The organism is Streptomyces sp. MBT65 (assembly GCF_016612545.1).
In the GTDB taxonomy this organism is placed as follows: Bacteria; Actinomycetota; Actinomycetes; order Streptomycetales; family Streptomycetaceae; genus Streptomyces.
In genome coordinates, this window is the sequence record NZ_JAENRY010000002.1 from 121700 (window position 1) to 134001 (window position 12302).

The 12302-nt window shown below is 71.6% G+C and carries 9 protein-coding genes; 7 read left to right on the forward strand and 2 right to left on the reverse strand.

Annotated elements, in window-relative coordinates:
* Positions 1 to 499: 499 nt before the first annotated feature.
* Positions 500 to 1726, reverse strand: coding sequence for an acyl-CoA dehydrogenase family protein (locus JHN63_RS01450; RefSeq protein WP_200676784.1), 1227 nt, complete (start codon positions 1724 to 1726; stop codon positions 500 to 502).
* Positions 1727 to 1839: 113 nt separating this feature from the next.
* Here JHN63_RS01450 and fabG point away from each other — a divergent pair, with 113 nt between their 5' ends.
* From fabG to JHN63_RS01475, 5 genes are read left to right on the forward strand one after another with little or no spacing between them, the layout of a single operon-like run.
* On the forward strand, positions 1840 to 2586 hold the full coding sequence (gene fabG, locus JHN63_RS01455; protein WP_200676785.1) for a 3-oxoacyl-ACP reductase FabG: 747 nt from the start codon (positions 1840 to 1842) through the stop codon (positions 2584 to 2586).
* 21 nt (positions 2587 to 2607) lie between these two features.
* On the forward strand, positions 2608 to 3855 hold the full coding sequence (locus JHN63_RS01460) for an acetyl-CoA C-acetyltransferase (RefSeq protein ID WP_200676786.1): 1248 nt from the start codon (positions 2608 to 2610) through the stop codon (positions 3853 to 3855).
* Positions 3855 to 5294, forward strand: coding sequence for an OB-fold domain-containing protein (locus JHN63_RS01465; protein ID WP_200676787.1), 1440 nt, complete (start codon positions 3855 to 3857; stop codon positions 5292 to 5294). Before JHN63_RS01460 ends, JHN63_RS01465 begins: the two co-directional genes overlap by 1 nt.
* Positions 5291 to 6499 (forward strand): acetyl-CoA acetyltransferase, encoded by a 1209-nt coding sequence (locus JHN63_RS01470; RefSeq protein WP_200676788.1) that lies wholly within the window; start codon positions 5291 to 5293, stop codon positions 6497 to 6499. Before JHN63_RS01465 ends, JHN63_RS01470 begins: the two co-directional genes overlap by 4 nt.
* A gap of 16 nt (positions 6500 to 6515) precedes the next feature.
* The gene (locus JHN63_RS01475; RefSeq protein ID WP_200676789.1) at positions 6516 to 7310 is read left to right on the forward strand and encodes an SDR family NAD(P)-dependent oxidoreductase; all 795 of its coding nucleotides are present in this window, start codon (positions 6516 to 6518) and stop codon (positions 7308 to 7310) included.
* A 123-nt stretch (positions 7311 to 7433) separates the two neighbouring features.
* Here the strand turns inward: JHN63_RS01475 and JHN63_RS01480 are convergent, their stop codons facing one another.
* Positions 7434 to 10130, reverse strand: coding sequence for an ATP-binding cassette domain-containing protein (locus tag JHN63_RS01480; RefSeq protein WP_200676790.1), 2697 nt, complete (start codon positions 10128 to 10130; stop codon positions 7434 to 7436).
* A gap of 144 nt (positions 10131 to 10274) precedes the next feature.
* On the opposite strand from JHN63_RS01480, the gene JHN63_RS01485 reads away from it, so the two are divergent.
* Both JHN63_RS01485 and JHN63_RS01490 read left to right on the forward strand, forming a co-directional pair.
* Complete coding sequence (locus JHN63_RS01485) at positions 10275 to 11510, forward strand: ABC transporter substrate-binding protein (protein ID WP_200676791.1); 1236 nt, start codon at positions 10275 to 10277, stop codon at positions 11508 to 11510.
* A 71-nt stretch (positions 11511 to 11581) separates the two neighbouring features.
* A complete protein-coding gene (locus JHN63_RS01490) occupies positions 11582 to 12286 on the forward strand; it encodes an ABC transporter ATP-binding protein (RefSeq protein WP_200676792.1) in 705 nt (234 codons plus the stop codon).
* Positions 12287 to 12302 lie beyond the last annotated feature (16 nt).

Sequence of the window (12302 nt, forward strand, 5' to 3'; positions counted from 1 at the left end):
CGCCCGGCCGGATCGTCTCGCTGTCCGGATTCTGGGCTTGGGATCTTCGAGATGCGGGAGTGGGCCCGCGGGGTTGAGGGTCGGGCACGTGAGGGCGGGGTCGGGGTGGACCGTGACGATGCGGACTCTGTCCGGCCTGGCCCGTCTCGCTGTCCGGTCCTCGGACTCGGGACGTTCGAGACAGGGGAGTGAGTCCACGGGGCTGAGCGTCGACTGCGGGGCCGGGGCAGTCGACGTCGACCGCGTGGATACGGAATCCGCCCGGCCGGGCTCGTCTCCCTCGGGGGGGGGGCCGGTCCACGGCACGTTCGGCTGCATCGGGTCGTCGCGAGAGCGTTGCCCTCGGCCAGTGGATGCCCGACCCGACGACAAGGTTCGCGGCGCGGACCGCTCCACGGCATCGGCGTCATCGATCTCGTGACGCGGCCCGCAGGGAGCGGAGTCGGCCGACACGGCGGCAGCCTGACGCACCGCGTCCCGGGCCGCCGCCGAACCGGCCCTACCCGGCCGTCGTCCTCGGCTCGCGTGGCAGTCCCAGTACCTTCTCCGCGAGGATGTTCCGCTGTACCTGGGAGGTGCCCGCGTAGATGGTGCCGGAGCGGGCGATCAGGTACGTCGTGGACCAGGACGCGGAGGAGTTCGCGGCGCCGGGGTCGTCCGTGCGGTAGGTGCGCAACGGCGGTCGGCCCACCGGCACTTGAGCGTGCAGGCCCATGATGTCCATCGCGAGGTCGGTGACCTTGGTGTGGTACTCGCTCCAGTAGAGCTTGGCGATCGACGACTCGGGGCCCGGCTCCGCGCCCTTGAGCCAGCCGGTGAGAACGCGGTAGCCGAGATAGCGCATGATCTCGACCTTGGACCAGCACCAGGCGATCCGCTGCCGGATGACCGGGTCCTGGTCCCTGCCGTACAGGCGGGCCAGTTCCACCAGGCGTTCCACCTCGGCCCGGAACAGGATGGGGTTGGTGGCCGCCTCCTCCCCGCGCTCCACGCCCAGCAGGCTCTGGGCGACCGTCCAGCCGTTGTCGACGCCGCCGACGACGAGATCGGCGCGGGTCCTGGCGCCGTTGAAGAAGACCTCGTTGAAGTGGAGTTGGCCGCTCATCATGCGGAACGGGCGGACCTCGACGCCGGGTTGGTCCAGCGGGACGAGGAGGAAGGAGATACCGCGGTGCTTGGAGGCCTCGCGGTTCGTCCGGGCCAGCACGAAGATCCAGTCGCTGTGGTGGGCGCCGGACGTCCACACCTTCTGGCCGTCGATCACCCACTCCTCGCCCTCACGGACCGCGCGCGTCGTCAGCGAGGCGAGGTCCGAGCCCGCGTCGGGCTCCGAGTAACCCTGGCACCAGGTGTCCTCGCCGCTGAGGATGCGCGGCAGGAAGTGACTCCGCTGCTCGTCCGTGCCCCAGCGCAGCAGCGTGTTCGCCAGCATCTTCACGCCGAAGGTGTCCTGCGGCAGCCCGAACGGGACGCCGGCCAGGGCCAGTTCCTCCATCAGGACCACCTGGTGGAGCTTGGACAGGCCCCGCCCGCCGTACTGCTCCGGCCAGGTGAGGGAGAGATAGCGGTGCTCGGCGAGCAGGCGCCGCCAGTCCCGGGCGAAGGCCCAGGCGGCCTCCTCGTCGAGGGCGCCGATGCCCTTCCAGTCCGCGGGCAGTGCCTCGGCGAGGAACCCCTTGACCTCGGTGCGGAACGTCTCGGTCTCCGCGGGATAGCTGATGTCCACCCGTGTGCTCTCCTCGCCCGGCCTCGCTCGCCCAGCCGATCGCTGTATTGATTGTTTCAGCATAATAGGTTATCTATTTGAGAGGAATAGCGTCGAGGCGGGAGCGTGCTGACATGGGACTGCTGGACGGCCGGAACGCCGTGATCACCGGCGGCGCACAGGGCATCGGCTTCGAGATCGCCGGTGTGCTCGGCGCCGCGGGCGCGTCCGTCGTCCTCGGTGACATCAACGAGGTCGCCGCCGCGGAAGCCGCCGAGCGCCTCGCCAAGAACGGGGTCGCCGCCACCTCGCTGCGCTGCGACGTCACCGACGAGGACGAGGTCGCCGCCCTGGTCGCCCACTGCACCACCACCTTCGGCCCGGTCGGCGTCATGGTCAACAACGCCGGGATCACCCGGGACGCGACCCTGCGCAAGATGGCCCTGTCCGACTTCCGCGCGGTCGTCGACGTCCACCTGACCGGCGCCTGGAACGGCACCCGGTACGCCGCCGAGGCGATGCGCGCGCACGGACTCGGCGGCAGCATCGTCAACATCTCCTCCATCGCCGGCAAGGTCGGCAACTTCGGCCAGACGAACTACAGCGCCGCCAAGGCCGGACTCGTCGGCCTCACCAAGGCCTCCTCCAAGGAACTCGCCAGGGCGGGCATCCGCGTCAACGCCGTACAGCCGGGCCTGATCCGCACCGCCATGACCGAGGCGATGCCGCCCGCCGCCTGGGACGCCAAGCTCGCCGAGATCCCCCTGGGCCGCGCGGGCGAGCCCGCCGAGGTCGCCCAGACCGTCCTCTTCCTCGCCTCCGACATGGCGAGCTACGTCACCGGAGCCGTCCTGGAAGTGACCGGCGGCCGGTACATGTGACCCTCGAGAAAGGCATGGCTGATGCCCGCCCTCCTGCGTGACGCGGTGATCTGCGAACCCGTGCGTACCCCCGTCGGCGGCTACGGAGGCGTCTTCCGCGACGTACCCGCGACCGAACTCGCCGCCGCCGTCGTACGCGCCGTACTGGACCGCACCGGCATCCCGCCCGCCGCCGTCGACGACGTCCTCCTCGGCCAGTGCTACCCCAACGGCGAGGCGCCGGCCATCGGCCGCGTCGCCGCGCTGGACGCCGGTCTGCCGGTGGAGGTGCCGGGACTGCAGATCGACCGCCGCTGCGGCTCGGGACTCCAGGCGATCATCACGGCCGCGATGCAGGTGCAGACCGGCGCGAGCGATCTCGTGCTGGCCGGGGGCGTCGAGTCCATGAGCCAGGCCGAGTTCTACACCACGGGCGTCCGCTTCGGCGTGCGCGGCGCGGGCACCACCCTGCACGACCGGCTGGCCCGCGGTCGGGTCACCTCCGGAGGCGTCAACCACCCTGTTCCCGGCGGCATGTTGGAGACCGCCGAGAACCTGCGACGCGAGTACGCGATCCCCCGCGAGGAGCAGGACCGACTCGCCCTGCGCTCCCACGAGAAGGCGATCGCCGCCCAACGGGAGGGCCGCTTCACCGACGAGATCGTGCCCGTCACCGTACGGACCCGGAAGGGCGAGACCGTCGTCGACATCGACGAACACCCGCGCCCCGACTCGACGTTGGAGAAACTCGCGAGCCTGCGTCCCGTACTCGGACGGCAGGATCCCGACGCGACCGTCACCGCGGGCAACGCCAGCGGACAGAACGACGGCGCCGCCCTGTGCGTCGTCACCCACCCCGAGCGCGCCGCCGAACTCGGCCTGCGCCCCCTGGCCCGCCTCGTCTCCTGGGCCGTCGTGGGCGTGCCCCCGGAGACGATGGGCATCGGCCCGGTACCCGCCACGGCCAAGGCACTTGACCGCGCGGGGCTCAAGCTCGCCGACATCGACCTGATCGAACTCAACGAGGCCTTCGCCGCGCAGGTGCTCGCCTGCACCCGCGAATGGGCCCTGACCGAGGCCGACTTCGAGCGGTTCAACGTCAACGGCTCCGGGATCTCGCTCGGCCACCCCGTCGGCGCCACCGGTGGTCGCATCCTCGCCACCCTGCTCCGCGAACTCGACCGCCGCCAGGCCCGGTTCGGCCTGGAGACCATGTGCCTCGGCGGCGGCCAGGGCCTCGCCGCCGTCTTCGAACGGACCCCCGCAACCGACGCCAATGGAGGACGCTGATGCCCGGACTGATCGCATACGGCGCCTACGTGCCGTACCACCGCCTCGCCCGGGCCGACATCGCCGCCACCCTCGGGACCGGCGCGGCCCGGGGCACGCGCTCGGTGGCCGGATACGACGAGGACACCACCTCGATGGCCGTCGAGGCGGCCCGGTCGGCCCTGGCCAGGGACGGACTGCGCACCCGCATCGGCCAGTTGTTCCTCGCCACCGCCGCGCCCGCCTACCTGGACAAGACGAACGCGACCGCCGTGCACGCCGCGCTCGGCCTCGACCCGCACGTCCTCGCCGCCGACATGGCGGGCTCCGTCCGCTCCGGCCTCGGCGCACTGGTCACCGCCGCCCGCTCCCCGGTCCCGACCCTCGCCGTCCTGTCCGACCTGCGCACCGGCCTGCCCGGCGGCGGCGAGGAGAGCGCGGGCGGCGACGGCGCGGCGGCGTTCGCCTTCGGCGGCCACCGCAACGGAGCGCCCGTGCTCGCGGAGCTGCTCGCCCACGACACGGTCAGCGACGAGATCCTCGACCGCTGGCGACTGCCCGGCGCGTCCGCCTCCCGCGTCTGGGAGGAGCGCTTCGCCGAGGAGATCTACGTGTCCCTCGCCGACAAGGCGCTGACCGCCGCCCTCGACCAGGCGGGCCTGGACCGCGGCGCCGTGGACCACCTCATCGTCTCCGGCCTGCACGCGCGCGCGTGCGCGACGGTCCGTCGTACCACGGGCGTACGTCCCGAGGCCGCGACCGCCGACCTCACCGCGCAGATCGGCAACGCCGGTACCGCCCAGCCCGGACTGCTCCTCGCCGACGTCCTCGACCGCGCCGAACCCGGCCGGATCATCGCCCTCGTCGTGCTCGGCGACGGTGCCGGAGTCCTGCTGCTGCGCACCACCGACGCGCTCCCCGCACACCGCGCCGCCCGTTCGGTCGCCGCGCAGATCGCCGCGGGCAGCGCCCCCATGCCGTATGCCACGTATCTCTCGTGGCGCGGTCTCCTCGACCGTGAACCGCCCCGCAGGCCGGACCCCGAGCCGCCCTACGCCCCGCCCGCGCACCGCCGCAACAGCTGGAAGTACGGCTTCGTCGCCTCCCGTTGCGAGAAGTGCGGGACCCGGCATCTGCCACCGGACCGGGTGTGCGTGTCCTGCCGGAGCGTCGACGCGATGACCGCCGAGCCGATGGAACACGTGCCGGGCACCGTCGCCACCTTCACGGTGGACCGGCTGGCCCACACACCGAGCCCGCCGATGCTCGTCGTGGTCGTCGACTACGACGGAGGCGGCCGTTTCCGCTGCCAGCTCACCGACGCCACCGAGGCCGACGCCGTCATCGGCGCCCGGGTCGAGATGACCTTCCGGCGCACGGTCACCGCCGCGGGCGTCCACAACTACTTCTGGAAGGCCCGGCCGCTGCGCACGGGCGAGACCGAGGGGACAGCCGTATGAGCTCGCACGGAATCCGGGACCGGGTCGCGATCGTCGGCATGGGCTGCACGCCCTTCGGTGAGCACTGGACACGCTCGGCCGACGACCTGCTGGTCGACGCCGTGGGCGAGGCGGTCACCTCGGCCGGCATCACCCTCGACGACATCGACGCGTTCTGGCTCGGCACCCAGGCGTCCGGAGTCTCCGGACTGACCCTCAGCCGCCCCCTGCACCTGCCGTACAAGCCGGTCACCCGCCTGGAGAACATGTGCGCGACCGGCTCGGAGGCGCTGCGCAACGCCTGTTACGCGGTGGCGTCCGGCGCGTACGACGTGGCGATGGCCGTCGGTGTGGAGAAGCTCAAGGACTCCGGCATGTCCGGGCTCTCGGGCACCTCGATGCCGGGTGCGGGCGACGACAGCCGAGGCGAGATCACCGCCCCGGCGAACTTCTCCCTGCTCGCCCCCGCCTACGCCGCCAAGTACGGCCTGGAACAGGACGAGTTGAAGGATGTCATCACCCGCATCGCCTGGAAGAACCACGTCAACGGCGCCCGCAACCCCCGCGCCCAGTTCCGCAAGGAGGTGCCGCTGGAGCGTATCCGGTCGGCGCCGATCGTCGCGGGCATGCTCGGCGTGTTCGACTGCTCGGGGGTCTCCGACGGATCGGCGGCGGCGATCGTCGTACGCGCCGAGGACGCCTACCGGTACACCGACAAGCCGATCTTCGTGAAGGCGCTGTCCTTCGTCGCGGGCCCGGCGGACGGACTCCTCGACCCGGACTACGACTTCACCACCTTCCCCGAAGTCGTCGTCTCCGCCCAGGAGGCCTACCGGCAGGCGGGCATCACCGACCCGCGCGCCGAACTCGCCCTCGCCGAGGTCCACGACTGCTTCACACCAACGGAGTTGGTGCTCATGGAGGACCTGGGCTTCTCCGCGCGCGGACAGGCTTGGAAGGACGTCACCAGCGGCGCGTTCGACCTCGACGGCGCGTTGCCGGTCAACCCGGACGGCGGCCTGAAGGCCTTCGGCCACCCCATCGGCGCCTCCGGGCTGCGGATGATGTTCGAGGCCTGGCTCCAACTGCGCGGTGAGGCACCGCCCGAGCGGACGGTCGGGTCCGTGGCCGAGGGCCGCACCCTCGCCCTGACCCACAACCTCGGCGGCGGACCCGGCGAGTGCGTCTCGTTCGTGTCGGTCGTAGGCAGCGAACTCACCGACTGAGAAAGGTGGTTGAGTCATGGGACGACTCGACGGCAAGATCGCGATCGTGACCGGGGCCGCGTCCGGCATCGGCGCCGCCACCGCCCGCCGCCTGGCGGCCGAGGGCGCCCACACGGTCGTGGCGGATCTGAACCTCGACGGCGCCAAGGCGGTCACGGAGGAGATCCGGGCCGCCGGCGGATCCGCCACGGCGGTCCCCGTCGACCTGGGCGACATCGACTCCGTACGGGCCATGGTGGCCACGGCAGTCGACACCTACGGCGGCCTCGACGTCCTGCACAACAACGCGGCGGCCACTCACCTGGCCGCCCGCAAGGACCTCGCCGTCCTGGAAGCGGACCCCGCGGTCTGGGACGACACCATGCGGATCAACCTGCGCGGCACCATGGTCGCGATCCAGGCCGCCGTGCCGCACATGATCGCGCGCGGCGCCGGCTCGATCATCAACACCTCGTCCGGCTCCGGCCTCGCGGGCGACCTGCGCAACCCCGCGTACGGCGCCTCCAAGGCCGCCCTCATCAACCTCACGCAGTACGTCGCCACGCAGTACGGCAAGCAGGGCGTGCGCTGCAACGCCATCGCCCCGGGGTTCATCGTCACATCGGCGAGCGCCGGTTCGGCGCACGGGGCGATCCGGGAGAAGATGCTCCGCCATCACCTCACCCCGCGCCTGGGGCAGCCGGAGGACGTCGCTTCGGCGGTCGTCTTCCTCGCCTCCGACGAGTCCGCCTTCATCACCGGACACACCCTGCGGGTGGACGGCGGACTCCTCTCCCACCAGCCGTACGTGGCGGACCTGCGCGAGGCGTGACGTAGTCAGGGTCGCGTTCGACCGGCCCGCGGCGTATCCCGCCGCGGGCCGGTCGTGTCGTGCCCGCCGTACTGTCGGAGCGCGCGACGCAGGTCAGCGCCCCGGCCCCGACGCCGTCCGCTCTCAGGCCGTCGTCTCCGGTTCCAGATCGCCCAGGTAGGCCGCCCGGACCGCCGGGTCGCGGCGCACCTCGTCCGGGGTGCCGGCGCAGATCCGGCGGCCGAAGTCCAGCACCACGACCTGGTCGCAGACGCTCATCACCATGTCGACGTCGTGCTCGACGAGCAGCACACCCATGCCCCAGTCCTCGGCGAGCCGCCGCACCAGGTGGGCCAACTCCCTTGTCTCCTCGTCCGACAGGCCCGCCGCCGGTTCGTCCAGCAGCAGCACGGACGGTGACGCGGCCACCGCGCGCGCGATCGCCAGCAGCCGCCGCTCGCCGTACGACAGATCGCCCACCGGCCGGTCCAGACTGTCCCGCAGCCCGAACTCCCGTACGGCGACGAGCACATGGGCGGGCAGCGGGCGGCTCCCGGGGCGGACCAGGTCGGTGAGCCAGGTCCAGCGGCCCGGTCGCTCGCAGGCGGCGTAGAGGTTGTCCAGGACCGTCATGTCCTCGAACAGCTCCAGTGACTGGAAGGACCGGCTCAGCCCGGCCCCGGCCCGGCGGTGCACCGGCACCCGGGTCACGTCCCGCTCACCCAGGCGCACGCTGCCGGACGCGGCCCGGGTGAAGCCGGTGACGGCATCGATCGCGGAGGTCTTGCCGGCGCCGTTGGGACCGATGAGGCCCACCACTTGGCCCGGTTCGACGTCCAGGGAGAGTCCGTCGACGGCGACGACACCGCCGTAGCGGACCGTGAGGTCCCGCACATGCAGGGGGAGCGGTGCGGCGCGCGGTACGTCCGGGAGGGGGCCCGGCTCCTCCTCGGGTGTGACGGTGGCGCGCTGCGGGCGGAGTTTTCGCTCAAGTCCCTTGGCCTGCTTGCCCAGTTCCTTGCCGATGCCGTCCTGGTTGCCCACCAGGGTCAGCACCAGGACGATCCCGCCGATCAGTGGCATCCACTCGCTCAGTCCGGGCAGCACCAGGTCCCCGAAGCGGGCGCCGACCGTGCCCGCGGCGAAGGTGGCGCCGAACAGCGGGCCGACGAGGAAGCCGACACCGCCGATGACGGCGAGCCCGAGCGCGGTGACGGAGTCGAAGCTCGCGAAGTCGGAGAACACCACCGAGGTCGAGCGGAAGCCGGTGAGCACTCCGGCGAGCGCGGCGATGGCCGAGGACAGACCGAAGGCGTAGAGCTTGGTGGCCCGGACGTCGATGCCCAGGGCGGCAGCGGCCCGCTCGTTGGCCCGTACGGCGATCAGCCGGCGCCCGGTCCTGCCGCGCCGGACGTTGGCGACGACGAGCGTGGCGGCGACGAACAGGACGAGGACCACGGCGGCGTAGCGCTGCGGATGGTCGACCCCGGAGATGCTGATGCCGAAGAGCGTCTGCTTGCCCACCGCGATGCCGTCGCTGCCGGGTGTCGTCGACAGGTCGGTGTTCTGGAAGACCATCGCCTCCAGGGTGGTGCCGAGGCCGAGCGTGATGATCGCGAGATTGACCCCGCGTGTGCGCACGGCCGGCAGCGCGAACAGCAGGCCGATCGGCACGGTCCCCAACACGCCTGCCAGCAGGGCGAGTTCGAAGGGCCAGCCCCAGTCCGCGGCGGCGTGCCCGGCGATGAAGGCGCCGGTCCCGGCGAGGGCGTAGGCCGCGAGCGACACCTGTCCCGCGTAGCCGGTGACCACGATGACGGACAGGATGATCAGGGAGAGCACCAGGGTGCTGGTGATCGCGTCCGCCCACAGCGGTGTCGACAGGCTCACCAGCACCAGCCCGAGGACGACGGCCAGCACGAGGGGGACGGGGTGGACCTTGCCGGTGCCCAGTGCCGGGAGCCGGTCGAGGAACGTGCCCCGCAGCGGCAGTGCCCGGCCGCGGGCGACCAGGACCAGGGCGATGAAGAGGAACGGCACCGAGGAGGCGAGTCCGGTGACGCCGGAGCCGAAGCGCGTCAGCTCGGACTGCGCGACACCGATGACCAGACCGCCCGCGAGAGTGACCGGGAACGACGAGAACCTGCCGACCAGGGCGGCGGCCAGCGCGCTCAGCAGCAGCGTGGTCAGCCCGGTCACCGACAGGCCGATCACCGGCACGATCAGGATGGCGGTGAGTCCCGCGAGCGCGGAGCCCAGGGCCCAGTTGCCGGCGGCGATCAGGTCGGGGGACCAGCCGAGCGCGGCGGCGGCCGCCTCGTTCTCGGCGACGGCGGTGGTGCCCAGGCCGAACAGGGCGCGCCGGTACAGGAGATGGAGCACCGCGGTCACGGCGATCGCGATCCCGAGCAGCCAGACGCGGTCCTCGGAGACCGTCGCCCCGGCGATCGTCAGCAGCCGGGTGGGCAGCTTGCCCGGCACCAGTTGCAGGCTGTCGCCGTAGCGCTTGACGGCGATCGCGGTGAGGACGATGAACACCGCGAGGGTGCCGACCAGCCGGGCGAGCGTGGACGCCCTGCGCAGCGGACGGATCACCAGCAGGTGGGTGAGCAGGCCCAGCAGCGCGGAGGTGAGCACGCCGCACGCGGTGGCCGGCCAGTACGGCACACCGTGGTTGACGGCGAGTTCCCACTGGACGTAGGCGCCGGCCATCCCGATCGCGCCGTGCGCGAAGTTCAGGACACCGGAGCCCCGGTAGACCAGCACGATGCCGTGCGCGGTGAGCGCGTAGAGGGCGCCGAGCCCCAGGCCGAGCAGCGCGAAGCGCAGGACGTCGTCCATCGGAGGAACCTCCCAGACGCGGGACGAGACAGTGCATTCATTTAAATAATTGTGCCGAGAGTACTTCACTAACCCAAAAATGCACCCCATGCTGTTCGGCATCTCGACGTCGCCCACTTTGGGCGCGAGCCCCGCGGAGGGACCATGAACGACTCACGCCGACGCAGAAGCGTCGCGGCCAGCTGTCTCGCGGTGACCGGAGCCCTGCTCGTGGCAGGGTGCGGGGGAGAGGCGGCAAGCAGCTCGGCCGAGACCTCCTCGCTGAAGGGCACCCCGGTGAAGGTGATGGTCTGGGCACCGGAGAACACCCAGGGCAGCGCCCAGCCCGGAATCCACCTCACCGCCACGGCCTACGAGAAGTGGATCAACGCCAACGGCGGGATCAAGGGCGGACCCCTCAAGGTCGAGTTCTGCAACGAGAAGGGCGACCCCGACGAGGCCGAGAAGTGCGCCCAGCAGGCCGTCGCCGACAAGGTGACCGCGGTCGTCGGCTCCTACAGCCTCTCCGGCGACCGCTACATGCCCATCCTCCAGAAGGCCGGCATCCCCTACATCGGCGGGACCGGCGTCTCCGCGGCGGAGTTCTCCAACCCGCTGTCCTTCCCGGTCAACGGCGGCACCCCGGTGGTGTTCGCCGCCCACGGCCGCCAACTGGTGGAACAGGGCTGCAAGAAGATCACCGGCGTGCGGTACGACGTGGCCGCCGCGGCCGTGGTCTCGCAGTTCCTCACCCTGGGCGCGGTCTCCGCCGGAGGGGCGGCGCCCAAGGACCTCAAGGTGCCGCTCACCGCCACCGACCTCGCCCCACAGGTCGCCGCGACCAAGGGCAGCGACTGTGTGAGCGTCATCCTGGGCACCGCCTCGGACCTGTTCGTCAAGTCGTACGTCCAGTCCGGCGACAAGACCAAGCTCGCCAGCGTCGTCGGCAACCTCACCCCCCAACTGGCCGCGAGCACCGGCGGAAGCAGCAGCCCGCTGGAGGGCGCCGCGATCACCGGCTACTACCCGCCGACCTCCGACGCCGTCTGGAAGGACTTCGTCACGGCGGCCAAGGGCAAGGACATCGACACCACCAACGGCGCCAACGCGACGACCTGGGTGGCCTTCAAGGTCTTCACCGAGGCCGCCAAGAAGCTGCCGACGATCTCGGCCGAGGCGCTGGTGAAGGAGCTGAACACCACCTCCGGCATCGACACCGGAGGCCTGACCCCGCCCCTGAACTGGAAGGCGTCGACCGCCCTGCCGATCAAGGGACTCGACCGCATCCACAACACGACCGCCACCGAACTCGTCATCCGCGACGGGAAGATCGAGTGGGCCAAGGCCGGGTCGACCTTCGTCGACGTCCGCAAGGTGCTGACGGCCGCGTCGCACGGCTGAGCCCGCTTCGGCGCGGCCACGTCCCCGTCGGTCCGCCTGACTCCGGCCGACTCCGGTTGAGGAGAGACCCCGTGCACGACACAGATGTGCCCCTGATAGCGACCCGCGCCCTGTCCGCCGGATACGGCACCCGGCCCGTCGTGAGCGAGCTCGACCTGGAGGTCCGGCCGGGCGAGGTCGTCGCCCTGCTCGGCCCCAACGGCGCGGGCAAGACCACCACCCTCAGGGCGCTGTCCGGCGACCTGACCCCGATGAGCGGCGAGGTCCGGTGGCTGGGCACCCCCGGCCACGCGCCGCTGCACCGGCGCGCCCGCGAGGGCCTCGCCTACGTCGGTGAACGGGCCGTCTTCACCCGCCTCGACACCACCGACAACCTACGGGTGGGACGGGTACCGCCCGACCGGGCCGTGGCGCTCTTCCCCGAACTGGAGAAACGCCTGAGGACCGGCGCGGGCATGCTGTCCGGCGGCGAGCAGCAGATGCTGTCGCTGGCGCGTGCCCTGTGCCGTACTCCCCGGCTCCTGCTGGCCGACGAACTCTCCCTGGGGCTCGCCCCGTTGGTCGTCGACCGTCTCCTGCGGGCCGTCCGTGAGGCGGCCGACCAGGGCCTCGGCGCACTGCTGGTCGAACAGCACGTACGCAAGGTCCTCGACATCGCCGACCGCGTCTACGTACTGCGCCGAGGCCGCGTCGTCATGACCGGCACCCCGAAGGAACTGCGCGGGGACCTCGACGCCATCGAATCCTCCTACCTCGCGAACAACCCGACGTCATGACTGACTGATTGAGGTG